This is a genomic window from Nonomuraea sp. N2-4H (genome assembly GCF_045291505.1).
Classification (GTDB): domain Bacteria; phylum Actinomycetota; class Actinomycetes; order Streptosporangiales; family Streptosporangiaceae; genus Nonomuraea; species Nonomuraea fastidiosa.
Window position 1 is genome coordinate 4,882,013 of record NZ_CP147987.1, and the last position, 24,100, is coordinate 4,906,112.

At 73.3% G+C, this 24,100-nt stretch carries 25 protein-coding genes, 1 pseudogene and 1 riboswitch; of the genes and pseudogenes, 9 read left to right on the top strand and 17 right to left on the bottom strand.

What is annotated here, in order from left to right; genetic code table 11:
- Positions 1 to 10 precede the first annotated feature (10 nt).
- On the top strand, positions 11 to 628 hold the full coding sequence (locus tag WBK31_RS22440; RefSeq protein WP_364055006.1) for a hypothetical protein: 618 nt from the start codon (positions 11 to 13) through the stop codon (positions 626 to 628).
- Here the strand turns inward: WBK31_RS22440 and WBK31_RS22445 are convergent.
- The gene (locus WBK31_RS22445; RefSeq protein WP_406673080.1) at positions 625 to 1,446 is read right to left on the bottom strand and encodes a peptidoglycan-binding protein; all 822 of its coding nucleotides are present in this window, start codon (positions 1,444 to 1,446) and stop codon (positions 625 to 627) included. The two genes, WBK31_RS22440 and WBK31_RS22445, sit on opposite strands and share 4 nt — an antisense overlap.
- Before the next feature lie 99 nt (positions 1,447 to 1,545).
- Between WBK31_RS22445 and WBK31_RS22450 the strand changes: the two genes are divergently transcribed.
- Together WBK31_RS22450 and WBK31_RS22455 are read left to right on the top strand one after the other, a co-directional pair.
- The gene (locus WBK31_RS22450) at positions 1,546 to 2,028 is read left to right on the top strand and encodes a YbaK/EbsC family protein (protein WP_378787726.1); all 483 of its coding nucleotides are present in this window, start codon (positions 1,546 to 1,548) and stop codon (positions 2,026 to 2,028) included.
- Between the two features lie 10 nt (positions 2,029 to 2,038).
- Positions 2,039 to 2,611 (top strand): GNAT family N-acetyltransferase, encoded by a 573-nt coding sequence (locus WBK31_RS22455; protein WP_406673081.1) that lies wholly within the window; start codon positions 2,039 to 2,041, stop codon positions 2,609 to 2,611.
- Positions 2,612 to 2,790: 179 nt separating this feature from the next.
- On the opposite strand, the pseudogene metF reads toward WBK31_RS22455, so the two are convergent.
- Positions 2,791 to 3,710 (bottom strand): annotated as a pseudogene (metF, locus tag WBK31_RS22460) (methylenetetrahydrofolate reductase [NAD(P)H]).
- A 93-nt stretch (positions 3,711 to 3,803) separates the two neighbouring features.
- On the opposite strand from metF, the gene WBK31_RS22465 reads away from it, so the two are divergent.
- Positions 3,804 to 4,871, top strand: coding sequence for a polyprenyl synthetase family protein (locus tag WBK31_RS22465; RefSeq protein WP_364055021.1), 1,068 nt, complete (start codon positions 3,804 to 3,806; stop codon positions 4,869 to 4,871).
- Positions 4,872 to 5,154: 283 nt separating this feature from the next.
- Here WBK31_RS22465 and thiE read toward each other — a convergent pair whose 3' ends face one another.
- Genes thiE through WBK31_RS22480 form a run of 3 tightly spaced genes read right to left on the bottom strand, consistent with a single transcriptional unit; the run spans position 5,155 to position 7,354 of the window.
- The gene (gene thiE / locus WBK31_RS22470) at positions 5,155 to 5,802 is read right to left on the bottom strand and encodes a thiamine phosphate synthase (protein ID WP_406673082.1); all 648 of its coding nucleotides are present in this window, start codon (positions 5,800 to 5,802) and stop codon (positions 5,155 to 5,157) included.
- Positions 5,780 to 6,154, bottom strand: coding sequence for an Rv2175c family DNA-binding protein (locus WBK31_RS22475; protein ID WP_364055027.1), 375 nt, complete (start codon positions 6,152 to 6,154; stop codon positions 5,780 to 5,782). The genes thiE and WBK31_RS22475 overlap by 23 nt, the downstream gene beginning before the upstream one ends.
- Positions 6,155 to 6,184: 30 nt before the next feature.
- On the bottom strand, positions 6,185 to 7,354 hold the full coding sequence (locus WBK31_RS22480; RefSeq protein ID WP_364055030.1) for an FAD-dependent oxidoreductase: 1,170 nt from the start codon (positions 7,352 to 7,354) through the stop codon (positions 6,185 to 6,187).
- Positions 7,355 to 7,418: 64 nt separating this feature from the next.
- A riboswitch (TPP riboswitch) is annotated at positions 7,419 to 7,535 on the top strand.
- On the opposite strand from WBK31_RS22480, the gene WBK31_RS22485 reads away from it, so the two are divergent.
- The 4 genes from WBK31_RS22485 (at position 7,523) to pknB (ending at position 12,005) form a co-directional block, all read left to right on the top strand.
- The gene (locus tag WBK31_RS22485; RefSeq protein WP_364055033.1) at positions 7,523 to 8,842 is read left to right on the top strand and encodes an FAD-dependent oxidoreductase; all 1,320 of its coding nucleotides are present in this window, start codon (positions 7,523 to 7,525) and stop codon (positions 8,840 to 8,842) included. It overlaps the preceding riboswitch by 13 nt.
- On the top strand, positions 8,839 to 9,039 hold the full coding sequence (thiS, locus tag WBK31_RS22490; protein ID WP_378787721.1) for a sulfur carrier protein ThiS: 201 nt from the start codon (positions 8,839 to 8,841) through the stop codon (positions 9,037 to 9,039). Before WBK31_RS22485 ends, thiS begins: the two co-directional genes overlap by 4 nt.
- Complete coding sequence (locus tag WBK31_RS22495) at positions 9,032 to 9,787, top strand: thiazole synthase (RefSeq protein ID WP_378787719.1); 756 nt, start codon at positions 9,032 to 9,034, stop codon at positions 9,785 to 9,787. Before thiS ends, WBK31_RS22495 begins: the two co-directional genes overlap by 8 nt.
- 238 nt (positions 9,788 to 10,025) lie before the next feature.
- Positions 10,026 to 12,005, top strand: coding sequence for a Stk1 family PASTA domain-containing Ser/Thr kinase (gene pknB / locus WBK31_RS22500; protein ID WP_406673083.1), 1,980 nt, complete (start codon positions 10,026 to 10,028; stop codon positions 12,003 to 12,005).
- 100 nt (positions 12,006 to 12,105) lie between these two features.
- Here the strand turns inward: pknB and alc are convergent, their stop codons facing one another.
- From alc to uraD, 10 genes are all read right to left on the bottom strand, one after another.
- On the bottom strand, positions 12,106 to 13,050 hold the full coding sequence (gene alc / locus WBK31_RS22505; RefSeq protein WP_364055042.1) for an allantoicase: 945 nt from the start codon (positions 13,048 to 13,050) through the stop codon (positions 12,106 to 12,108).
- Positions 13,051 to 14,361, bottom strand: a complete 1,311-nt coding sequence (gene allB, locus WBK31_RS22510; protein ID WP_364055045.1) for an allantoinase AllB — start codon at positions 14,359 to 14,361, stop codon at positions 13,051 to 13,053.
- Positions 14,358 to 15,512 (bottom strand): glycerate kinase, encoded by a 1,155-nt coding sequence (locus tag WBK31_RS22515; RefSeq protein WP_364055048.1) that lies wholly within the window; start codon positions 15,510 to 15,512, stop codon positions 14,358 to 14,360. Before WBK31_RS22515 ends, allB begins: the two co-directional genes overlap by 4 nt.
- A gap of 464 nt (positions 15,513 to 15,976) precedes the next feature.
- Complete coding sequence (locus WBK31_RS22520; RefSeq protein ID WP_364055051.1) at positions 15,977 to 16,189, bottom strand: EF-hand domain-containing protein; 213 nt, start codon at positions 16,187 to 16,189, stop codon at positions 15,977 to 15,979.
- Positions 16,190 to 16,225: 36 nt separating this feature from the next.
- The gene (locus WBK31_RS22525) at positions 16,226 to 17,611 is read right to left on the bottom strand and encodes an 8-oxoguanine deaminase (protein WP_364055054.1); all 1,386 of its coding nucleotides are present in this window, start codon (positions 17,609 to 17,611) and stop codon (positions 16,226 to 16,228) included.
- Complete coding sequence (locus WBK31_RS22530; protein ID WP_364055057.1) at positions 17,608 to 18,078, bottom strand: (2Fe-2S)-binding protein; 471 nt, start codon at positions 18,076 to 18,078, stop codon at positions 17,608 to 17,610. Before WBK31_RS22530 ends, WBK31_RS22525 begins: the two co-directional genes overlap by 4 nt.
- Positions 18,078 to 18,938 carry an FAD binding domain-containing protein gene (locus WBK31_RS22535; RefSeq protein ID WP_364055060.1) on the bottom strand — a complete coding sequence of 287 codons (861 nt, stop codon included), beginning with the start codon at positions 18,936 to 18,938 and terminating at the stop codon, positions 18,078 to 18,080. Before WBK31_RS22535 ends, WBK31_RS22530 begins: the two co-directional genes overlap by 1 nt.
- A gap of 5 nt (positions 18,939 to 18,943) precedes the next feature.
- Positions 18,944 to 19,804 carry a factor-independent urate hydroxylase gene (gene pucL / locus WBK31_RS22540; protein ID WP_364055063.1) on the bottom strand — a complete coding sequence of 287 codons (861 nt, stop codon included), beginning with the start codon at positions 19,802 to 19,804 and terminating at the stop codon, positions 18,944 to 18,946.
- A complete protein-coding gene (uraH, locus tag WBK31_RS22545; protein ID WP_364055066.1) occupies positions 19,805 to 20,104 on the bottom strand; it encodes a hydroxyisourate hydrolase in 300 nt (99 codons plus the stop codon).
- On the bottom strand, positions 20,101 to 20,616 hold the full coding sequence (gene uraD / locus WBK31_RS22550; protein ID WP_364055069.1) for a 2-oxo-4-hydroxy-4-carboxy-5-ureidoimidazoline decarboxylase: 516 nt from the start codon (positions 20,614 to 20,616) through the stop codon (positions 20,101 to 20,103). Before uraD ends, uraH begins: the two co-directional genes overlap by 4 nt.
- A 190-nt stretch (positions 20,617 to 20,806) precedes the next feature.
- Between uraD and WBK31_RS22555 the strand changes: the two genes are divergently transcribed.
- Positions 20,807 to 21,646, top strand: a complete 840-nt coding sequence (locus tag WBK31_RS22555) for a deoxyribonuclease IV (protein ID WP_364055072.1) — start codon at positions 20,807 to 20,809, stop codon at positions 21,644 to 21,646.
- 610 nt (positions 21,647 to 22,256) lie between these two features.
- On the opposite strand, the gene WBK31_RS22560 is transcribed toward WBK31_RS22555, so the two are convergent.
- Positions 22,257 to 23,747, bottom strand: coding sequence for a sodium:solute symporter family transporter (locus WBK31_RS22560; RefSeq protein WP_364055075.1), 1,491 nt, complete (start codon positions 23,745 to 23,747; stop codon positions 22,257 to 22,259).
- The gene (locus WBK31_RS22565; protein WP_364055078.1) at positions 23,744 to 24,094 is read right to left on the bottom strand and encodes a hypothetical protein; all 351 of its coding nucleotides are present in this window, start codon (positions 24,092 to 24,094) and stop codon (positions 23,744 to 23,746) included. The genes WBK31_RS22560 and WBK31_RS22565 overlap by 4 nt, the downstream gene beginning before the upstream one ends.
- Between the last annotated feature and the right edge of the window lie 6 nt (positions 24,095 to 24,100).

A 24,100-nucleotide genomic window follows, 5' to 3' on the forward strand; every position in this document is an offset into this window, starting at 1 on the left:
AGGAGAGCGCATGGCGGGCAGGGGACGACCGGCCGGTCTCGTGCTGCTGGCCCTGGGTCCCGTGCTGGCGGCGGCGTACGCGGGCGCCGGCTACCTGGGCGTCCGCGCGGCGGTGCGAGCGCAGATCGCCGACCCCGAGTGGGAGGGCGGCAGGATCGACGCCTCGGGCATGACGACGATGGGCGCCGACGCGTGGCGGATCATCTTGCTGACGGCGCTCTTCGCCGGTCTGGTGGCGCTCGCCTATCTGGTCATCGGCCTGCTGTTACGCCGCCCGGGACGGGGCCGCACGGCGCTGCTGGTGGTCTCGGGCCTGCTGATCCTGCCGTACACGCTGGCGTTCGCCATCGCGCTGCTCAACCCGGCGAGGGCGCTCGCCGCGCTGACCGACCAGTCCGGCTTCGTGTCGGGGCTGCCCGATTGGCAGTCGTACGCGGCGTATTTGATCCTCATCGGCGGCGTGGCGCAGGCCGTCGGGATGGTCATGGCCGCCACCGACGGCAGGCGCGCGGCGGCGGCGCACAAGGCCCGTGAGGCTCAGCAGGCCCCGGAGAGCTCGCCGAGTCCCCCGGGTCCGGAGAGCCCGCCGAGCCTGCGGCAGCCCGGCGGGCCCGGCATGGGCTCCTAGCGGCGGAACTTGCCCCTGACGTGCACCGGCACGCCTTTGCCGAGCAGGCCGGGCAGCTCCTCCGCGACGTTCATGGGCATGCGCACGCACCCGTGCGAGGCCGGATAGAGCGGTACCGACAGCGCGCCGTGGAAGGCGATGCCGCCGTTGAAGAAGATCGGGTTGTACAGCTGGCCCAGGTACGACCTGTGCCACCCGCCGACCCGCCACGTCGTGCGGTAGTCACCGGTGGGAGTGGCCGCCGAGCCGCAGAAGCGCTGCATCCTGCCCTGCCAGGTGGCGGTCTCGCAGTAGGGGATGCCGCTGCCCGACGAGATGTGGCTGATCAGCTTGAGCCTGCCGCGCACGTACAGGGTCATCACCTGCCTGGTCAGGTCGACCTCGGCGCGGGTCGGCCGGCCGTTCGGCACCAGCACGCGCGGCGCTCTCGGCCTCTCCAGCGCCTCCCAGGTGCGGCGGGCGATGGTGCTGGTCGGCTTGATCCCGTTGACCTTCTGGAACGCCCATACGGCGGCCAGCGTCGTGGTGCCGTACTGGCCGTCCACCTTGCCGGGCCGGTAGCCGAGCTCGATCAGCCGCTTCTGCAGCCACTTGACCGCCGATCCCTTGGCGCCCAGCCGCAGCGTCTTGCGCGGCGCCACCACCGCGGGCTCGGCCGCGGGCGCGTTCTTCCCCGCCGCGGGCGGCGCGACGGAGGCCCCGAGGCTGCTCGGGGGCGGGGCGGCCGTACGTAATGCGCTCTGCGTTCCGCAACCCGAGACGGCGACCGCGCCGGCCGTCAGGAGGGCAGCCACCCCGGGCAGCCGTGGAAACCCCACAGGTACCACCTCTCACAATCCGTACAGAACAGATCACGGGACCATACACCAGTCACCATGAATCGGTAATCGGGCGGCCATTCTGTTTAGAGTGTCCCCATGTCTGAGAAGTTGCCGTTGCCGTCGAACGCCGTCATCGTCGAGTCAGCGCTACGCGAGCTGGGCGCGACCGGCGAGATCGTGGTCCTGCCGGAGAAGGCCCCCACGGCCGCCACTGCCGCGGCCCAGCTGGGCTGCGAGGTGGGCGCCATCGCCAACAGCCTGATCTTCGACGCCGACGGCACTCCCCTGCTCGTCCTGACCAGCGGCGCACACCGGGTCGACACCGAGCTGATCGCCCGTACGGCGGGCGTCCAGCGGGTGCGCAGGGCCACGCCGGAGTTCGTCAGGGCGGCGACCGGCCAGCCGATCGGCGGCGTGGCTCCGGTGGGGCATCCGTCTCCGGTGCGCACGCTGGTGGACAACTGGCTGAGCAAGCACGAGGTGGTGTGGGCGGCCGCGGGGCATCCGCACACGGTGTTCCCGACGACGTTCGACGAGCTGGTGCGGATCACCGGGGGCACACCGGTGGACGTCGAGTAGTGTGCGACGGGTGATCGAGTTTCGCGGAGCCGGTCCCGCCCAGTTCACCGAGCGGCTGGACACGGTGATCGACATCTACACGGCGGCCATGAACCCGCCTCTCGACCAGATCACCGGGCGCCAGACCATCATGCGCAATCACGCGACATATCCCTACTTCCAGTGCTATTTCGCGGAGTTGCGTGATTCATCCCCGGGTGGGGGCGATGTGGAACCCCGCATCGTGGGCTTCGCCTACGGCTTCCGCGGCGCGCCCGGCCAGTGGTGGCACGACGTCGTCGTACGGGGCCTCGCCGACCGCATCGGCCAGGAGGCCGCGCAGGCCTGGATGGGCAACGCCTTCGAGCTGGCCGAGATCCACGTGCACCCCGACTACCAGGGCAAGGGCATCGGCCGCCGGATGATCAAGACGCTGTGCACGGGGCGGCGCGAGCGTACGGCCATCCTGTCCACGCACGACCAGCCCACGGCGGCCCGCCACCTTTACGCCAGCATGGGCTTCATGGATCTGCTGACGAAGTTCGCCTTCCCCGGCGGTCACGAGGAGTACGCGATCGCGGGCCGCCGCCTCCCGCTCACCTGATCTGGGTGACCTGCTGGAGACCAGGTGACCACAGGTTTACCGGGGATGACGCACGGGCACCTTTGATGACAGAAAGTAGCCGACACTTTACCCACCGTCTAGTGTCCCCTGCCCGTCACCCGCCCGGTCCCCCTGCGGGCGGGTGGCGGGCTCCCCTTATGCGGGCAGGCCGGTAGGCCTTATGCCGGCAGGCCGGCGGGCTGCAGCCGCTGGAACACCTCGCGCGACGCGCTCGACCGGTTGAACGTGATGAAGTGGATGCCGGGCGCGCCCTCGTCGAGCAGCCGCTGGCACAGCTCGGCGCCGTGGTCGATGCCCAGGGCCCGCACCGCCGCCGGGTCGTCCTTGACCTTCTCGAAGCGGGCGGCGAGGCCGGGCGGGAACGGCGCCCCCGACAGCTGCTCGGAGCGGGCGATCGTGCTCATCTGGGTGACCGGCATGATGCACGGGATGATCGGCGTCTCGCACCCCTTGGCCGCCACCCGGTCACGCAGCCGCAGATAGTCGTCGGCCTGGAAGAACATCTGCGTGATCGCGTAGTCGGCACCGGCCCGGCACTTGCGCACGAAGTATTCGGTGTCGGACTCGATGGACGGCGAGCGCGGGTGCTTGTACGGGAAGGCGGCGACGCCCACGCAGAAGTCGCCGGACTGCCGGATCAGGCGCACCAGCTCTTCGGCGTACATCACGCCCTCCGGGTGGGGCACCCACTCGCCGGTGGGGTCGCCCGGCGGGTCGCCGCGCACGGCCAGGATGTTGCGCACGTCGGCGTCGGCGAAGCGGCCCACGAGATGACGCAGCTCGCGCACGGAGTGGTTGACGGCCGTGAAGTGGGCCACCGGCGTGAGCGTGGTGTCGTGGGCGATGCGCTCCACGATGTCGACCGTGCGGTCGCGGGTGGAGCCGCCCGCGCCGTACGTCACCGAGACGAACGTCGGCCGCAGCGACTCCAGCTCCCTGATCGCGCGCCAGAGCTGCCGCTCGCCCTCGTCGGTCTTCGGGGGAAGAACTCGAACGAGAACGACCTGGCGCCGGAGGCCAGCATTTCGCGGACCGTCGGAACGCGATCGGGCCGGACGGAGGGTCGACCAAGAGCCATGACGATAAGGCTACCCCGTGGAACTCCTGTCGCACCGGCCAGAGCGGCCCCTCCGAGATCGAACCGCGCCCTTTCGGCCATTACGCTCAAGGCATGACCACTGACGCCGCCGGCATGGAGATCCTGCGCGCCCATGTGGAGCGCGCGCTCGCGGAGTTCGTCGAACAGAAGCTCCCCGCCGGGGGCGAGCCCGAGTTCAAGCCGTTGCGCACGGCCGCCGACGCGCTGCTGTCGGGCGGCAAGCGGCTGCGGCCCGCGTTCTGCTACTGGGGCTGGCGCGGCGCGGGCGGCATCGACGAGCCCGCCGTGTTCACCGCCGTCGCCTCGCTGGAGCTGCTGCAGGCCAGCGCGCTGGTGCACGACGACGTGATGGACAAAAGCGACCTGCGCAGGGGCATGCCGTCGGCGCACCGCCGCTTCCAGGCGATGCACGAGAGCGCGGGCTGGCACGGCTCGTCCGGGCAGTTCGGCGAGGGCGCGGCGATCCTGCTGGGCAACCTGCTGCTGCTCTGGTCGGGCGAGATGTGGCGCACCTGCGGCCTGCCGCGCGAGGCGCTGGAGGCGGCGCAGCCCCTCCACGACCACATGCGCAGCGAGCTGATGTGCGGCCAGTACCTCGACCTGCTGGAGCAGGCCACCGGGGAGAACACGTTCGACTCGGCGCTGCGGGTGGCGCTCTACAAGAGCGGCAGGTACTCGGTCGAGCAGCCGCTGCGGCTCGGCCTGGTGCTCGCCGCCCGCGAGCTGACGCCGTGGATGGACGAGCTGTGCACCGGTTACGGCCAGCGCGTCGGCATCGCCTTCCAGCTCCGCGACGACATCCTGGGCGTCTTCGGCGACCCGGCGGAGACGGGCAAGCCGGCCGGTGACGACCTGCGCGAGGGCAAGCGCACGATGCTGGTGGCGCGCACCCTCGCCGCCGCCTCCCCCGCCGGGGCCGCCACCGTACGCCGGCTGCTCGGGGACCCCGAGCTGGACGCGCGGGGCGTGGCGGAGCTGCGCACGATCATCGAGGACAGCGGGGCGCTGCAGGAGTGCGAGGACCTGATCTCCGACTATCTCGGCCAGGCGCTGACCGCGCTCGAAGCGGCGCCGGTCACGCCGGAGGCCCGTGCGGCGCTGACCGAGCTGGCGATCGCGGCGACGTCCCGCAAGACCTGACCGCGCGCCGCCTCGTCACGGACACCGCCGCCTCGTAGCGGGAGCGCTCCCGTGCCACGGACGGCACGCGCCGCCGTGTCACGGACGCTCCGAAGCCTCGTCACGGACGGGGCGGGGAAAGGCGGTCGGGGCCGGCGAAAGGTGCGGAGGACGTGAAGGGCCGCGAGGAGTCGCAGGGCCTGGGAAAGACCGCCGAGGAGTCGCGGAAGGCCGGGAAAAGACCCCGGAGGGCCGGGGAAGGACGGGAGGCGCCCGTGCGGGGAGCGCGGGCGCCTCGGAGGTTTCAGCGGGCCTGCCCGGCGGCCAGCCGCTTGGCGAACTCGGCCGCGGCCGCCCCTGGGTCGTCGGCTTCGGTGATGGCGCGGACGACCACCACCCGGCTCACGCCGTACGACATCACCTCGTCGAGGTTGCCCAGGTCGATGCCGCCGATCCCGAACCAAGGACGCGAGGTGCCGAGCGAGGCGGCGTGCCGCAGCAGCGGCGGCCCCGGCGCGGGGCGCCCAGGCTTGGTGGGGGTCGGCCAGATCGGGCCGCAGCAGAAGTAGTCGACGCCCTCTTCCACGGCCGCGGCGGACGCCTCGGCTGCGGAGTGGGTGGACCGTCCGATGACGATGTCGTCGCCGAGTATCTCTCGCGCGACCGTCACAGGAAGGTCGTCCTGCCCCAGGTGGAGCACGTCGGGCCGGGCGGCGTAGGCGACGTCCGCCCGGTCGTTGACAGCGAGCAGTTTTCCGTGCCGGTCGCAGGCGTCGCGGAAGACTTCGAGCAGCGCGAGTTCTTCGCGCGCCTCGAGACCCTTCTCCCGCAGCTGGATGATGTCCACACCGCCCGCCAGCACGGCGTCGAGGAACTCCGCCAGATCGCCGCGGTCGCGGCGGCCGTCTGTGCAGAGGTAGAGGCGGGCCTCAGAAAGCGAGGGCTTGGGCACGCCGCTTGACCTCGGTGTGACGCCCTGCCCTGATCGCCTCGATGGGCGACCCCGGCAGCGAGTCGTCTGGGGTGAAGAGCCAGCGAAGCGCCTCGACGTCGTCGTAACCGGCGTCCTGCAGCACGGTGAGCGTGCCGGGCAGGCCCTTCATCACGTCCTTTCCGTCGAGGAACTTCGCGGGCACCTGCGGCCCGCCGCTGCCGCGGCGCACGCCGAGCAGCTTGTGGTCCTTGAGGAGTTGCTTGGCCCGGCCGATCGGAAGCTCGAGGCGCTGGGCCACTTCGGGGAGGGTGAGCCACTCGTCGACGAGCTGCTCGGTCTCCCGGTCGATCTGTGCAACAGAAAGCGTCACGAAACCACAACTACCACATGGCGTGCTTGCTCAAACAACACAATCTCGTAGGGGCACTTGTGGATCTACCAGGCGTTCCGCGTCCAGTCGATGGCCCGCTTCGATGATGCGCCGGCCCTGTACGAGATCGCGCGGCCGGTCCACGGCGAGCACCGCGGCGAGCGTGTCGCCGTCGGTGAGCCAGACGGCCGACCACTTGCCCTCGGGCTCGCCCCGGTACACGAGGCGGTCGGCCTCGGTGTGGTGTCCGGCGTACTGGAGCATGTGGCCGAACTGCTCCGACCAGAAGTACGGCACCGGGTCGTAGACCGCCTCCTCCCCCATGAGCGTCGCGGCGGCGACGTCGGGGGCGTTGAGCGCGGTGTCCCAGTGCTCGACCCTGAGGCGGGTGCCCCAGCGGCGCGACCACCACGCGGCGCAGTCGCCCACCGCGACCACGCCGGGCAGCGAGGTGCGCAGGTGCTCGTCGGTGACGACGCCGTTGTGCAGGTCGATGTCGGCGTTGGCGAGCCACTCGACGGCCGGGCGCACGCCGATGCCGGTGACGACCACGTGGGACTCGACGAACTCGCCGCCCACCAGGCGGACGCCGCCCTCCTCGACCGACTCGACCATGGTGCCGAGCCGCAGGTCGATGCCCTCGTACCAGGGGATCGTGCGGCCACCGAGCTCCATGCCGACGGCGGCGGCGAGCGGCGTCTGCGCCGCCTCGATGACCGTGACCGCGCAGCCCGCGCGCCGGGCCGCGGTGGCGACCTCCGCGCCGATCCAGCCCGCGCCGATGACCGTGACCCGCGCTCCGGGTACGAGCATCACCCGCAGCTCGTGAGCGTCGTCGAGCGTGCGCAGGACGTGCTGCGGGCCGTCGCCGGGCAACCTGATCGGGTCGGCGCCGGTGGCGATGACCAGGCCGTCGTAGGGCAGCTCGCCCTCGGTGGTCTCCACGACGCCCGCGCGCAGCGACGTGGCCGCGACGCCCGGCCGGAAGTCGATCTGGAGCGCGTCGAGGTCGGTGTCGATGAAGCTGGTGTCGGCGTCGCCCTTCAGCACCGCCTTCGACAGCGGCGGGCGATCGTAGGGGCGATGGCGCTCCTGGCCCAGCAGCGTGATGCGGCCGTCGAAGCCGCGCCCGCGCAGGGCCTCCACCGTACGCACACCCGCGAGACCCGCTCCCGCCACCACGACATGGTTCACGCTCATGACCATAACGGCGACCATAAGGGGCCGGTGCGTGCGCCCCGTACCGAGGTCGTAGGCTGTGGGCGGTAAGACGCGCGGGAGTCCGGCCGTGACCGGGCTGAGAGGAAGGCTGTGACGGGCCTTCGACCGCAAGACACCTGATCCGGATCATGCCGGCGAAGGGAGCGCATGATGGACGTGATCGTGGGCGGCGGGGTCGTCGGGCTGTCCGTGGCCTGGCGGCTCGCGTGCGAGGGACGGCCGGTCACCGTGGTCGATCCCGCGCCCGCCACCGGGGCCTCCCACGCGGCCGCCGGGATGCTGGCGCCGGTGAGCGAGGTCACCTACACCGAGGCGCCGCTGCTGCGGCTGGGCATGGCGGCGCTGAGCCGCTGGCCCGCCTTCGCCGCCGAGCTGGCCGAGGACGCCGGACTCCCCGCCGGCGAGGTCTCCGCCGCCGGTGCCTTGGCCCGCGGCCCCCGTTCGGGGCTTGGCGCGGGCGGGCTGGATCTGCGGGCCGAGGGGACGCTGGACGTCGCGTTCGGCTCCGACGACATGGCGATGCTGGACGAGCTGGCCGCGTTCATGGAGAAGCTGGACCTGCCGGTCGAACGGCTGACCGGGCGCGAGTGCCGCCGCCTGGAGCCGATGCTGGCCCCCTCCGTGCGCGGCGGGCTGCTCGCGCCCGGCGACGCCTGGGTGAACCCGCGGCGGGTGACGGCGGCGCTGCTGACCGCCCTGGAGCGGCGCGGCGTTCCGCTGGTGCGGGCGCGCGTCAGCGAGCTGGTCCGTACGAACGGCGCCGTCACGGGCGTACGCCTGTCGAAGCCCACCGGCGCACCGGCGACCGGCCTGCGTCTCGGGGCTCACCACGTCGGCGGACCGCCTGCCGCGCCGTACCCCGCCGATGCCGGCGAACGGGCCGCCGGTGACGGTGCCGAGCGGGCCTTTGACGTCGCCGGGGCCGGTGAGGCGGACGGTGCGTGGGCGGACGGGGACGTGCTGGCGGCCGACCGGGTGGTGCTGGCGGCCGGGGCGTGGAGCGGTGAGCTGGCCGACGTGCCGGTGCGTCCGGTCAAGGGCCAGATCATGCGCCTGCGCTCGCCGCAGCCGCTGCTCACCCACTGCGTACGCGGCACCGTCCACGGCTCGCCGGTCTACCTCGTCCCCCGGGGCGACGGCGAGCTGGTGGTGGGGGCCACGCAGGAGGAGCTGGGCTTCGACACGACGGTGACCGCGGGCGGCCTGTACGAGCTGCTGCGCGACGCCAGGGAGCTGGTGCCCGGCGTCACCGAGATGGAGGTCGCCGACGTGGTGGCGGGCCTGCGGCCGGGCACCCCCGACAACCTTCCGGTGATCGGCCCGGCGAGGACCCCGGGGCTGACGTACGCGACCGGGCACCACCGCGGCGGGGTGCTGATGGCCCCGCTGACGGCGGCCATCCTGATGGGCGAGGAGAGCGAGCTGGCGACCCTGTGCTCGCCAGGGAGGTTTCAGGAAATTTCATGATTGTCACCATTAACGGGTCTGAGCGCGAGGTGGCCGACGGCACCACCGTGGCGGAGGCCGTACGGACGCTGACGACGGCCACCACCGGCGTGGCCGTGGCCGTGAACGACGAGGTGGTCACCCGCAGCGCCTGGGAGACGACGGCGCTCAGCGACCGTGACCGCGTGGAGGTGCTGACGGCGGTGCAAGGTGGATGAGCTGATCATCGCCGGTGAGAAGTTCTCCTCCCGGCTCATCATGGGCACCGGTGGCGCGCCCTCGCTGGAGGTGCTGGACCAGGCGCTGGCCGCGTCCGGCACCGAGCTGACCACGGTGGCGATGCGCCGGCTCGACCCGTCGGCGCGCGGCTCCGTGCTGGACGTGCTGCGCAAGCGCGACATCAAGGTGCTGCCCAACACGGCGGGGTGCTTCACGGCGGGCGACGCCGTGCTGACGGCCCGGCTGGCCAGAGAGGCCCTGGGCACCAACTGGGTCAAGCTGGAGGTCATCGCCGACGAGCGCACGCTGCTGCCCGATCCGATCGAGACGTTCGACGCGGCGGAGCGGCTGGTGGCCGACGGGTTCGTGGTGCTGCCGTACATCGGGGACGACCCGGCGCTGGCGCGGCGCCTCGAGCAGGCCGGCTGCGCGGCCGTCATGCCGCTGGGCGCGCCCATCGGCTCCGGGCTCGGCATCCGCAACCCGCACAACATCGAGCTGATCGTCGAGGCCGCGTCCGTGCCGGTGATCCTCGACGCGGGCATCGGCACGGCCAGCGACGCCGCGCTGGCGATGGAGCTGGGCTGTGACGCCGTGCTGCTGGCCACGGCCGTGACGCGGGCGCAGCGGCCCGACCTGATGGCCGCGGCGATGAAGCAGGCGGTGATCGCCGGGCGGCTCGCGGCCCAGGCGGGCCGCATCCCGCGCCGCCGCTACGCCGAGGCGTCCTCCCCCATGACGCCGTAGCCCGCTTCCAGAAGAAGGCCGTAGCCCCGCTTCCATAAGACGGCCCGCGTGAGCCTTCCAGGGGGCCGCTCGCGCGTGCCTCCTGGGAGGCCGCCCGCGCGAGCGGCCCGTTTCGTGCGCCCCGGCGACACGCCGGGGCCACATCGGCATCCCCGCGGCGGTGCGGACGGGAACGTCTCCGCATCGGTTTCGGGCGGCAAGGCCATCCCGGTGGCAAATCGCCCGTAAACTCAGCGGGGTGGACACGACGACTGCGGACCCCCTGGTCGGGCGGCTCCTCGATGGGCGTTACCGCATCGAGGGCCGGATCGCCCGGGGCGGTATGGCGACCGTCTATCTCGCGCTGGACGTCCGGCTCGACCGGACCGTCGCGCTGAAGGTCATGCATCGCTCGCTCGCCGAGGACCCTGCGTTCGTCAGGAGGTTCATCGGCGAGGCGAAGTCGGTCGCCAGCCTGTCACACCCCAACGTGGTGGCCGTCTTCGATCAGGGCACCGACAACGACGTCGTCTACCTGTCGATGGAGTACGTCCCCGGCCGCACGCTGCGCGACATCCTGCGCGAACGCGGCCGCCTGCCGGCCCGCGAGGCGCTGGAGATCCTCATCCCGGTGCTGGCCGCCCTGGGCGCGGCCCATCAGGCCGGCATGGTGCACCGCGACGTCAAGCCGGAGAACGTCCTGATGACCGACGACGGCCGGGTCAAGGTCGTCGACTTCGGTCTGGCCAGGGCGATCGAGGCGACCAACCAGACCCGCACCGGCATGCTGATCGGCACGATCGGCTACATGGCGCCCGAGCAGGTGCTGACCGGCGCCGCCGACGTGCGCAGCGACGTCTACGCCGCCGGCATCATGCTGTTCGAGCTGGTGACCGGGCAGCAGCCGTACTCCGGTGACACCCCGATGTCGGTGGCCTACCGGCACGTCCACGACACCGTTCCCCCGCCGTCGTCGATCTGCCCCGACGTCCCGCATCTGATCGACCGGCTGGTGGCGAGCGCGACGGCCCGCGAGCCGGACGACCGGCCGGCCGACGCGACCGCGATGCTGGTGGCGGCGGTCGAGGCGCACCGCGTGCTGCCGCAGACGTCGATCCCGCCGGGCACGGCCTCGCTGCCGGGCATGGCGGCGTTCCACTCGCAGCAGACGGCGGCGCTCACGGCCATCCAGCCGGACACCCCGGCCCCGTCGGGTCGGCAGGCGCACTCCGTCCACTCGGCTCCGTCGGTGCCGCACGCGGCGCCGGCCCACACGCTGATCCAGCCGCGGATGGAGGTGGCCCAGCCCGAGCCGCGGCGCCGGTTCCGTCCGAGCTTGTTCCTGGCCGGCCTGGCCGCGGTGATGGTGATCGCGGTGGGCCTGACCGGCTGGTACTTCTCGCTGCCCGAGCAGGTCAAGGTGCCCGACGTCGTGGGCAAGGACCTGGCGCTGGCCGAGAAGGACCTGGCGAACGCCGGGCTGAAGGCGCGCAAGGGCGAGAGCCAGTACGACGAGAAGGTGGCCGAGGGCCTGGTGCTGAGCAGCGACCCGGCGGCGAACACCGAGCTGGAGAAGGGCACGACGGTCACGCTGACGCTCTCCCTCGGCCCCGAGCGCATCGTGGTGCCCAACGTGACCGGCATGAGCGGCAACGACGCCCGGGCCGCCATCGCCAAGGCCGGGCTGACCGTCGGCACCGTCAAGCGCCAGCCCAACCAGCAGGTCGAGCGTGACAAGGTGATCCGCACTTCGCCGCAGGTGGGCGAGCGGGTCAGGAAGAGCGCGAAGGTCAACATCTTCGTCAGCGCCGGGCTGACCATGCCCGACGTGTCCGGCATGCCGAAGGACGAGGCGGCCCAGTTCCTCGGCTCGCAGGGCTTCCAGGTGCAGGTCAACGAGGTCGACGACGACGCCGAGCCGTGCACGGTCATCGCCCAGTCGCCGAAGGCCAAGGCCGAGGTGGACAGGGGCGCGCCCGCGATGATCACGGTGGCGCGCTGCCAGACGCCGTTCTTGGACTGGTTCAGGAACGGCGACAACGAGGCCCGCGACGACCAGCAGTTCGCCATGGTGCCCGGGGTGATCGGCAAGAACGTCAACGACGCCAAGTCCGAGCTGGAGGCGCTGGGCTTCCGCGTACGCGTGCAGCGGCTGGCCAACGCCCCCGTGGTGCAGTTCCAGCGGCCGCTGCCCAACAGCGAGCGCCCGCCGGGCAGCACGGTCATCCTCTGGCACTGACTCCGGCACCGGCTCCGGCACCGGCTCCGGCTCCGGCACCGGCTCCGGCGCTGACGCGGCCCCGGCCGGCCCTGAGGAGCGCGGCCGGGGTGCCGGTGAGTCAGGCCAGGTGGCCGTGCAGCCGTACGCGGGCCAGCCCTCCGTCCGGGTGGATGTCCACGCGCACGTGCGTGACCGGCGTGTCGCCGTCGAGGCGGAAGCGGTGCGGCGTGTCGGGCTGCAGCGGCGTCTTGGGCAGCAACTCCACCTCGCGGTCGCCGTCGATGCCGGTGAGCGAGACCGCCGCGGGCGCGTTGTACAGCAGGTTCGTGGTGTCGATCTCGGCGAGCCTGATGACGCCGCGCCCGGCGAGCCGGATGACGAGCCAGTCGTTGCCGCCGCCGCGCCGCCGCGCGGTCTCCCAGCCTTCGGCCTGGTGGCGGGCCAGGCCGGGCGCGATGACGTTGTTGGGCGATGAGTAGAACTCGTCGGAGCAGGCGGTGACCAGCCCGCCGTTGGCGAGTGCGGCGAGGTCGAAGCCGAGCCCGTCGTAGACGGACAGGTCGGGACGCGCCTCGCCGTGCACGCGCAGCCTGGCCACGCCGCCGTCGGGGTGGATGTTGAGCCGTACGTGGGTGTAGCGGGTGTCGTCGGCGACGGGGAAGAAGTGCTCGCGGTCGCCCCTGAGCTGCGACAGCGGCACGATCTCGGTCCAGGACGCGTCGAGCACCTCGCCGGGCGACGGGTGGCCGGGCACGGATGCGGCCTCGACGGAGGCGTGCGGCGGGTAGTTGCCCTTGAACCAGGCCGTGTCGATCACCACGCCGCGGATCACGCCGGGCATGCCGAGGCGTACCAGCGCCCAGTCGTGGCCGGGCTCGCGGCGGCGGCGGGTCTCCCAGCCGTCGTACACCTGGCCCTTGTTGCCGAACGTCTCCGGTTGGAAGCCGGGGCGGCCCGGCTTGATCAGGCTCTCCTTCTCGGCGAACGACTCGTCGCTCGCGGCCACGACCGAGCCGCCGTACGTGCGCAGGGCCAGGTCGGGCAGACGGGTGAAGTCGGCCATCTATCGCGCTCCCAGCAGGAATCGTCCGTGCGGCTCGCCGTCCACGGGGCGGCCGCGCAGCCAGGTGGTCAGGACGGCGCCCTTGAGCGTGCGGCCGTGGTAGGGCGTGACGGGGTTCTTGTGGTGCAGGCGGGCCGCGTCGACGACGGTCTCGGCGTCGGGGTCGAACGCGACGAGGTCGGCGTCGTTGCCGGCCGCGATCGCGCCCTTGCCGGACAGGCCGGCCAGCTCGGCGGGCGCGGCGGACATCCAGCGGGCCACGTCCGACGGGGTGTGGCCCCTGCGCGCCGCCTCGGTCCAGACGGCGGCCAGCCCGAGCTGGAGCGAGGCGATGCCGCCCCACGCGGCGGCGAAGTCGGGCACCTTGAGGTCGGCGGTGGACGGCGAGTGGTCGGACACCACGCAGCTCAGCACTCCCCTGGCCAGCCCGTCCCACAGCAGGTCGCGGTTGCGCGCGGAGCGGATGGGCGGGCAGCACTTGTACGCCGTCTCGCCCTCGGGCACCTGCTCGGCGGTCAGCGTGAGGTAGTGGGGGCAGGTCTCGGCCGAGACCGGCACGCCCTCGGCTCTGGCGGCCTCCAGCACGTCGAGGCACTCGGCGCTGGAGACGTGCAGGATGTGCACCCGGCAGCCGGTCTCGGCGGCCAGCCGGACGACGTGCTCGACGGCGCTGCGTTCGGCCGCGCCCGGCCGCGAGTCGAGGAACGCGCGGTAGCCGGGCCCGTCCGGCTCGCCCAGCAGCGCCGGGTCCTCGGCGTGCACCACCATCAGCCCGCCGAATCCGGCCACCTCCGTCATGGCCTGCCGCAGCTCGCCCGCGCTCAGCGGCGGGAACTCCTCGACCCCCGACGGCGACAGGAAGCACTTGAAGCCGCGCACGCCGCGCTCGTGCAGGGGCCGCAGCTCCTTGAGGTTGCCCGGGATCGCGCCGCCCCAGAACGCGGTGTCCACGTGGCACTGGCCCTCGGCGGCACGCAGCTTGATCTCCAGCGCCTCGGTGCTGACCGTGGGCGGCAGGCTGTTGAGCGGCATGTCCACGATCGTCGTGACGCCTCCCGCCGCGGCGGCCCTGGTGGCGCAGGCGAAGCCCTCCCAGTGGGTGCGGCCGGGCTCGTTGACGTGGACGTGGCTGTCGACCAGGCCGGGCAGCAGCACCAGATCCCGCAGGTCGACGTCCTCGGCGGCGGCGAGCGGCTCGGCGTGGTCGTGCAGCGCGGCGATGCGCTCGCCGCGCACGGCGACGGCCAGGGCCCGCTCCCCCTCGGGCGTGACGGTCCTGCGGGATCGGACGACCAGGTCGTACGGTGTCATGCGCCCTCCGTGAGGCGTTCTGCGGCGATCCTGGCCGCGAGCCGTTCGAGCAGCGGTCCCGCCTCGGCCATGCAGCGGGCGGGGTCGGGCTCGATGTCGGTCAGCGCGTACGCGGCCTCGATGCCGGCGGCCTTCAGGTCGGATGCCGAGAGCGTGGTACGCCCGCAGACCGCCACCACCGGCACTCCCGCCCGCGCGGCCCCCCGCGCGACGCCCGCGGGGGCCTTGCCGCGCAGCGTCTGCTCGTCCAGCGAGCCCTCGCCGGTGATCACCAGGCGGGCGCCCTCGGCGTGGGCGTCGAAGCCGAGCAGGTCGAGCAGGTAGTCGATGCCGGGACGCAGCTCGGCGTGCAGGAAGGCGAGCGCGGCGAACCCGACGCCGCCCGCCGCGCCCGCGCCCGGCGCGCCCGCCACGCCCATCGCCCGGGGCACGTCGTCGTGTTCGACAGCGCCCATCAGCCCGTGGGTGGCGGTGGCGATGGCGGCCAGGCGTGCGAGGCCGGCCTCCAGCGTCTTGACGTCGTCGGGGGTCGCGCCCTTTTGCGGGCCGTAGACGGCGGCGGCGCCGTGCGGGCCGAGCAGCGGGTTGTCCACGTCGCTCGCGACCACGAACTCGACGCCCGAGATGTCGAGGAAGCCCGACATGTCGATGCGGTCGAGCTTCTTGAGCGCGGCCCCGCCGGGGGGCAGGTCGTTGCCTTCCGCGTCGAGGAACCGGGCGCCGAGCGCCTGCGCCAGGCCCGCGCCGCCGTCGGTGCAGGCGCTGCCGCCCAGGCCGAGCACGACCCGCTTCGCGCCGCGGCGTACGGCGTCGGCGATCAGTTCGCCGGTGCCCCGGCTGGTGGCGGTCAGCGGCTCGCGCTCGCCCGGCAGGCGGCGCAGCCCGGAGGCCTCCGCCAGCTCGACCACGGCGGTGCCGGTGGGATGCCAGGCGTACGAGGCGGAGACGGGCCGCCCGGTCGGCCCGGTGGCCTCGATCGTGATCCGGCTGTAGCCGCTCGCCACGGCCGCGTCCACGGTGCCGTCGCCGCCGTCGGCCACCGGCAGCTCCACCGTGGGCACGCCGAGGCCCGCCGAGACGTGGGAGGCGACCTCGGCGGCCGTCAGCGAGCCCTTGAACTTGTCGGGGGCCACCAGTACGTGCTGAACCACTACGAACTCCCACCTGATGATGAAGAATGTGCTGACACGCCTTCCTGCCCGGTGCGAGCGGGCAGGAAGGCGTGACTCATCATCACATCCCGCCCCGCCCGGCTCGCGCGCCGGGCAGGGGCGGAAGCACCGGTCCCCCGGCCTCTCCGAAGCGGGGACGCAGCCCGCTCGCGCGCCGGGCAGGGGCGGAAGCACCGGTCCCCCGGCCTCTCCGAAGCGGGGACGCAGCCCGCTCGCGCGCCGGGCAGAGGCGGGAGCACCGGCGCCCCGGCCTCTTCGAAGCGGGGACGCAGCCCGCTCGCGCGCCGGGCGGGGCGAAGCGCCGGCCCAGGCGCTTTCGGAGCAGGGGCGCATCGGCCCGCTCGCGTACCAGCCAGGGGCGGGAGCACCGGCACCCCGGCGCTTTCCGCGCACGGGGCCCCGCCCCGAGCGGGGTGCGGCGGGGACGGCAGGCGGGTGGCCCGTCAGGAGAGGGTGCGGATGAACTCCTCCAGGGAGTAGCGCCCGTCCTGGTCGGAGTCGGCCTCCTGGCTCATCGCCCCGAGCGCCTCCGCCGGCAGGTCGGGGAAGTGCGCTTTGAACTCGGCCTCGGTGATGTAGCCGTCGCCGTCGGTGTCGATGGCCGCGAAGGTGCTCTTGAGCTCCGCCAGCCGCTCGTCTGGGAGTTCCGCCGACACGGGACCGCCTTTCCTGATCGTCCGGATATCTCCACATTAGTCGTCGTGGATTCGGCGGGCGGCGGCGACTCCGCGTTCCGCGGCCAGCCGCAGCAGCCGGCGATGCGCCTCGGCGCCCGCCCGTCCCGCCGCGTCCTGGGCGACCGTGCGCAGCTCGCCGCCGGCGACCACCGTACGTCCGCCGACCAGCACCAGCTCGACCGGCGGAGGCGGCCCGAAGACGAGCGCGCAGACCGGGTCGGTGACGGCGGCGTGAAACGGCCCGCCGACTCGCCAGAGCACGACGTCGGCCAGCTTGCCGGGCTCCAGCGTGCCCAGCTCGTCCTGCCTGCCGAGGTTGCGCGCGCCGCCCAGCGTGGCCAGCTCCAGCGCCTGCGCGGCGGTCAGGGCGCGCGGTCCGTAGCGGGCGCGCTGGAACAGCAGGGCCTGCCGCATCTCCCCGGCCATCGGGGTCAGCTCGGACGAGGCGCTGCCGTCCACGCCGAGCCCGACGTTCGCGCCGCGCCGCAGCATCTCCGACACCCGCGCGATGCCCGCGCCGAGCCGCCCGTTGGACGAGGGACAGTGTGCCGAGCCGGTGCCGGTGGCGGCGAGCTTGCCGATGTCGGCGTCGCTCAGGTGCACGGTGTGCGCGAACCACACGTCGGGCCCGAGCCAGCCCAGCTTCTCCATGTAGTCCACGGGCCGCAGCCCGAACTGCTCCAGGCAGTGCTCGTCCTCGTCGAGGGTCTCGGCGAGATGGGTGTGCAGGCGTACGCCCTTGTCCCTGGCCAGCGCGGCGGACTCGGTCATCAGCGCGCCGCTGGCCGAGAACGGCGAGCACGGCGCGACCGCCACCCGCAGCATGGAGGAGCGCGACGGGTCGTGGTGGGCGTCCACGGCCTCGGCGGTGGCGGCCAGGATGTCGTCCAGCTCCTCGACCACCTCGTCCGGCGGCAGACCGCCCTGCGAGCGGCCCCGGTCCATGGAGCCGCGCGCCGGGTGGAAGCGCAGCCCGATCGCGCGGGCGGCCTCGATCTCGGCGGCCAGCAGGTCGCCCCGGCCCTTGGGGAAGATGTAGTGGTGGTCGCTGGAGGTGGTGCAGCCCGACAGCGCCAGCCAGCCGAGCGCGGCCGTGGCGGCGCCCTCGACGACCTCGGCGTCCATGGCGGCCCACACCTCGTAGAGCGCCACGAGCCATTCGAAGAGGGTGGCGTCCTGGGCCAGGCCCTGCGAGGCCCACTGGTAGAGGTGGTGGTGGGTGTTGACCAGGCCGGGGGTGGCCAGGCAGCCCGCGCCGTCGATGCGCTCGGCGCCCGGCGCGGCGGGCGCGGGGCCGGGGCCCAGCCCGGCGATCGTGTCGCCCTCGATCGTGATGTGGCCGGAGGGGATCTCGGGGCCGGAGACGGGCGCGATGCGGACGTTGTCGATGATCAGCGTCACGGCGCCGCCTTGCGCTCGGCGGCCAGGCGTACGGCGTCGAGGATCTTCTCGTAGCCGGTGCACCGGCACAGGTTGCCCGCCAGCGCCTCCCTGATCTCCGCGTCCGACGGGTGCGGGACGCGTTCGAGCAGGTCGTGCGCCTGGACGATGAGCCCCGGCGTGCAGAAGCCGCACTGCACGGCCCCGCTCTCGGCGAACGCCTCCTGCACCGGGTCGAGGCGGTCGCCCTCGGCCAGGCCCTCCACGGTGCGCACCTGCCGCCCCTCCGCCTGGCCGGCCGCCACCAGGCAGGCGCAGACCGGCACGTCGTCGAGGTAGACCGTGCAGGAGCCGCACTCGCCCTGCTCGCAGGCGTTCTTGGCGCCGGGCAGGCCGAGCCGTTCGCGCAGCACGTACAGCAGGCTCTCGCCCTCCCAGACGTCCTCGGCGCTCTCCTCGCGGCCGTTGACGGTGAACGTGACGCGCATCAGGCCGCCCTCCTTCCCAGGTGGTCGTTCCACGCCCAGGCGAGCGTGCGGCGGGCCAGCACGCCGATGGCGTGCACCCGGTAGGCGGCGCTGCCGCGCACGTCGTCGATCGGGGCGGCGGCCCGCGCGCACAGCTCGCCGAACCGCCGGGCCAGCGCGGGATCGAGCGGCGCGTCCCAGTCGAGCTCGGCGGCCAGCAGCTCCTCGGCCTCCAGGGCGCGGCGCGGGGTGGGCGCGGCCGAGCCGATCCCGGTGCCGACCCGCCGCTCCCGCGGATGCAGCGCGACCGCGAACGAGCACACCGCGATCACCATGGCGTTGCGGGTGCCGACCTTGGAGAAGTACTGGGGTCCCGTGGCGCGCGGCACGTGCACGGCCCTGATCAGCTCGTCCGGCTCCAGCGCGCTGCGCTTGACGCCGAGGTAGAACTCGTCGGCCGGGATCATCCGTACGCCGCGGTCGCGCGACTCCACCTCGACCGTCGCGCCCGTGGCGAGCAGCGGCGGGTGGCTGTCGCCCGCGGGCGAGGCCGCGCCGAGGTTCCCGCCGACCGAGCCGCGGTTGCGGATCTGCGGCGAGCCGACCGTCCGCGCGGCCTGCGCCAGGCCCGGCAGCTCGCCGCCGAGCCGGTCGACGATCACCGCGTACGGCACCCCGGCCCCCAGCCGGCACGCGTCCCCGGTCATCGACCACTCGCGCAGCTCGGCCACCCGGTTGAGGTCGAGCAGCGCGGCCGGCCTGCGCACGCCGAAATTGATCTCCACCATCACGTCGGTGCCGCCCTGGATGGGCACCGCGTCGGGCCGGTCCGCCTTGGCGGCCAGCGCCTCCTCCCACGTCGTGGGGCGCAAGAAGTCCATCGCGTCTACTCCCAGGCGAATCCGGCGTCGGGTGCGTCCTCGCGCAGCACGCCGCCCTCGATCAGCCCGTACGGGCGGTCGGCGGCGTAGAAGACCTCGTTGTCGTTGGTCAGGCCGAACGGCGACAGGTCCACCGCGAAGTGGTGCTTGTTGGGCAGGGCCAGCCGGATCTCGCAGACCCCCTCGCAGGTCAGCAGCGTGCGCTCGCCCATGGCGTACAGGGTCTGCTGCAGCGAGCGGCTGTGCGTGTTCGCGAAGGCGTCCAGCAGGGCCTGCCTGACCTGGGCGTACGACGTCCCGTACGAGGCGGGCTCGCCGGCGTGCCGCCATCGGGCGTGGACCGCGGTGGCGAGGATGCGGTCGGTGGTGGGCTCCAGCGTGGTGTACCCGTCGACGGCGAAGCCGTGGAACTCCGAGCCGGTCGTGTTCAGCACCACCAGGTCCTTCAGTCCCGACACGACCGTGGTGCGGCCGTCCTCGTCGTGGTGGATCAGGCAGGTGCGCACCTCACCGCCGTCGCGGACGAACGAGTGCGGGCCCTGCCGCCGCCAGCCGTACTCCTCGATCTCCACCCTGGCGTGCCTGATGGCCTCCTGCGTCGCCACGAAGTGCGTGGCCAGCCGCTGCGCGAACACCTCGATCTGGCCGATTCCGTACTTGCGTGCGAAGGCGTAGACGGTGTTCTTCTGCGTGTCGGTGGGCAGCACGGCGGCGTTGTCACCGGTCAGGTGCACGGCCTCCATGTCGCCCGACAGGGAGATGCTGACGTTGACGTCCTTGAGGTGGTGCACCGGGCCGTCCTTGACCACGTGAACGAGCCTGGTCTCCGCCTTTCCGTAGCGGTTGGCGCCGAGCTTGACGGTCATCTAGCTCCCTCGGTACGTGCTGTAGGCGTACGGGCTGAGCAGCAGCGGCACGTGATGGTGCGCGGCCGGGTCGGCCACGGTGAAGGTGACGACGACCTCCGGGTAGAAGGTGTCCTCCAGGTACGCCCCGGTGTCGAAGACCAGCCGGTGCACCCCGGCGCCCGGGTTCCAGCCCTTGATCCGGCCGTCGTCGTCGGTGCGGCCCTCGGCCACCACCCGGCCGTCGTGTTCGAGCCGTACGCGCAGGCCGGCGGCGGGCCGGCCGGTGACCGCGTCGAGCACGTGGGTGGACAGGCTCATGCCCCCTCCTCCTTCAGCAGCTTCGCCAGCCTGAGCCGGGCGATCGCCGCGAGTTCCGCGCGGACGACCTCGCGCTCGCTCTCCTCGTCGTTGGCCAGCCGCTCCTCCAGCCTGGCCAGCAGTTGCGCGCCGGTGAGCCCGGTGGCGCACGCCAGGTAGACGTGCCCGAAGCGGCGCTCGTAGGCGCGGTTGGCGTCGGCCAGCGCCGCCCGCAGGGCGTCGGGCACGCCCGACTGCTCCTGCCGCGACCAGGCCGCCTGTCTCCCCTCCCCCGCCGGGCGCTCGCCGATGCGGGGGTGCGCGCTCAGCGCCCGCAGCACCTCGTCCCAGCCGAGGTCCCGCACGGCGCGCGCGGCGGTGTCGAGCAGGTCGTCGAGGTCGCCGTACGGCCTGCGCGCCGCCACCTCCTCGGCGAACGCCGGGGAGGCACAGCAGGTGAGCAGGTCCGCCACGGCCTCGGCCCGGGGCCGGGCGTTGAACGCGGCGAGGTTGCCGTCGTGCGGGTGCGCCATGGCAGAAGTACACACAGCCCTTCCGTGCCCGGTCCATCCGCCAGAACTCCCAACTGACGACCAGGAACGCGGGCACTTTTCGTGTCATGCTCCAATCGCCGGGCCTTCGTGACGTCCGGGGCGCCGCGGTTTCGCGCGGCGGCGCTGAACTGCGGAGGTGTCCGGCGGCGGCCCTAGACTGGGTGCCATCATGACCGTGACATCCCTGATCGGCGGGCACGTGTCCGTCACGGGCGGCCTGGCGACGGGCGGCCTCAAGTACATGGCCGAGATCGGCGCCGAGATGATCCAGGTGTTCGTCACCAACCCGCGCGGGTGGGCGCTCACCGAAGGCAAGCCCGACGAGGACGCCAAGCTCGCCGAGTCGGGCGTCCCGGCGTTCATCCACCTGCCCTACCTCGTCAACTTCGGCTCGCCCAACCCCGAGACGCTGGCCAACTCCGTCGCGATCGTCCGCCACACGCTGCGGCGCGGCGTCCAGACCGGCGCGCGCGGCGTGGTCGTGCACACCGGCTCGGCGGTCACGCAGCCGCGCGACGACGCGATGCGCCAGCTGCGCGAAAACCTGCTGCCGCTGCTCGACGAGATCCCCGACGGCGGGCCCGACCTGCTCCTTGAGCCGATGGCGGGCCAGGGCGCCATGCTGTGCGCCACCGTCCAGGACCTCGAGCCCTACCTCGCTCAGCTCGACTGGCATCCGCGCGCCGGGGTCTGCCTCGACACCTGCCACGCCTTCGCCGCCGGCCACGACCTCGCCGCCGATGGCGGGGTGACGGAGACCTTCGACGCGCTGCACGCCATCGCGCCCGGCCGGCTCAAGCTCATCCACGCCAACGACTCGAAGGACGTCTGCGGCTCCAAAAAGGACCGCCACGAGAACATCGGCGCCGGCCACATCGGCATCCAGCCGTTCGCCGACCTGATGCGCCACCCGGCGGTGGCGGGGGTCCCGCTCTGCATCGAGACGCCGGGCAAGGCCCCGAAGCACGCCGAGGACATCGCCCTGCTGAAGAAACTCCGCGACGGCTGACGGGCTTCGACGGCGGTGCCCGGCACCCCGCCGGCGGGCGGCGGTGAGAGCCGGGCGGCGCGCTTTCCCCGCAGGCGGAGGAAGCAGGGCGAGCGCTACCACGTCGAGGTGCGCCGGTGCGCGCTTTCCCCGGCAGGCGGAGGAAGCAGGGCAACGCATCCGCTCAAACGACGTGGGAGCACCATGCACCGCAGCAGGCGCTGCGAGCAGCGTGAGCAGGCGGGAACCCCGCACGCGGGAGACGGGAACCCCCGCGATCGGGGTGGGGCGGAAGGCGTCGCCGGGATCGTGATAGGGGCGCCCGCTTGCGCGATACGGCCGCCCCCGCGTGCCGGATCGCGGGGCCCTGGTGCGCGGCCTCGCGGGCGCCCCTTCACGGATCCGGCGTGGCGGGCCCTACCCCCGGTCAAGGGCCCGGCCGCCGCGGCGACCTGCGCGTCGCCGGTGAAGCCGGCGCATCGAGCCTGTCGTGAGCCCCCCGGCTCGTCCCTCCCGATGCGCCGGGATGGCTTCCGATGCCGAAACACTACGGTTGCGATCTTGCGGGCGAAACCCTCTTCACGGGCAGCTCGTTGAGCGGTCAGTAGTCATCGCCATACGGAGAGTGGTCTCACGACCAGCGGTCGTCCTGGCGCGACGAACGGTAGGCAGGGGGGCGCGCGAGTCGCTCGGGGAGATGCATCCTGGCCATCATGAAACCCACCCCCTGCGGCAGCCGACCGGGCGTGACCAGGGAAATCACGACCATGGCGGCGAACGCGGCGGGCACCGCGACGGGCGCGGGGCAGGACGTCAGCGCGCCCGGATTCACACCCACCTGCTCCCCCAGCACGAACGCCCCCGTCACGCCCCCACCGAGCACGAACCCGGCCGCGACGCCCGCGTCGGTCAGCCGCCGCCACCAGATGCCGAGCACCAGCATCGGACAGAGCGTGGCCGCGGAGAGGCTGAGCCCGAGCAGCACGAGCGCCACCGACACGCCCGGCATGGAGACGGCGGTGAGGACGAGCGCGGCCGCCAGGACCGCCGGTACGGCCGTACGGAAGGCACGCGCCCCCGCGCCGGGCACGCACGCCGCCACCGCGCCGCCCACGGCCACCAGCACGCCCCCGGCGGTCGCCAGGAAGGCCGCGAACGCCCCGGTCGCCAGCAGGCCGGTGAGCAGCTCGCCGGCGGCCCCCGGGACCATCCTGGCGGGCAGCAGGAGCACGATCTCGTCGGCGGCGGCGTCGCGGGCGTGGACGTGGCCGAGCACGCCGTACAGGGGCGGCACCACGCAGAAGGCGGCCAGCATGGCCTGGGCGGCGACGATCGAGCGGCGGGCTCCCGTGCCGTCCTTGCTGGTGTAGACGCGCACGATGACGTGGGGCAGCCCCATCGTGCCGAGTGCGCAGGCCAGCAGCACGGCCAGCACGCCGGGCAGCGACGGGTCGCCCGTCCCCGCGAGCCCGGCCCCACCGGCGCGGTAGGCGCCCTCCGGCCACGGGACCGGCCACGAGCCGGCCGCCCACCAGCAGACCAGGCCGACGCCGAGGAAGACGACCAGCTTCAGCCAGAACTGCCACGCCTGCACGCTGGTGACGCTGCCCGCGCCGCCGCCGTACGCCACGGCGAGAGCCGCCCCGGCCACGGCCGCCCAGCCCAGCCACGGCGGCAGCCCGGTGAGCAGCCGCACCACCACTCCGGCGGCGTGGAACTGCGCGACCAGGAACGCCAGCCCGACGAGCAGCACGAAGGCGGTGGTGAAGCGGCGCAGCCGGGCCGAGCGCAGCCGCCAGCCGGCGAAGTCGGGCAGCGTGTACGTCCCCGACCGCCGCAGCGGCGCGACCACCAGCGCCAGCACGACGACGAACCCGGCCGCCGCACCCGCCGGATACCAGAGCATCGGCGAGCCGTGGATGGCGATGAGCCCGGCCGTGCCGAGGCAGGCGGCGGCGGAGGTGGACTCGGAGGTGATGGCGGCGCCGTTCCACCAGGGCGGCACCGTCCTCGCGGCCACGTGGAAGTCGGCCACGCCGACCGAGCGCCGGGGTCTCGCGGCACCCGCCATCACGCCCAGGACCGACACGAACGCGATCCCGGTCAGCACCGCGACGGTCATCGCTCCAGCCGCTCCGCGCGTCTGAGCTGGCGTACGGCCAGCCCGACCCACGCGAGGTGCACGGCCACCGACATCGCCACCCACGCGCCCGGCTCGGGCAGCCAGGCGGCCAGCACGGGGGCGCCGACGAGCAGGGCGGCGACGGCGCCCACGGTGCGCAGCGCCTGGCGCAGCTGCAGGCCCACGATCGCCGGCACGCCCGGCACATCGTGCCCGGCCACGCCGTACATGGCGGAACCGGTCAGGCCGTAGTCGCCGGAACCGGCGGGACCGGCGAGCGCGGCCGTCCGCCGGGAGCCCCGGAGCGCGGCGCGCCGCCGTACGACGACGCGCCGCTGCGCGCTCAACGCGTC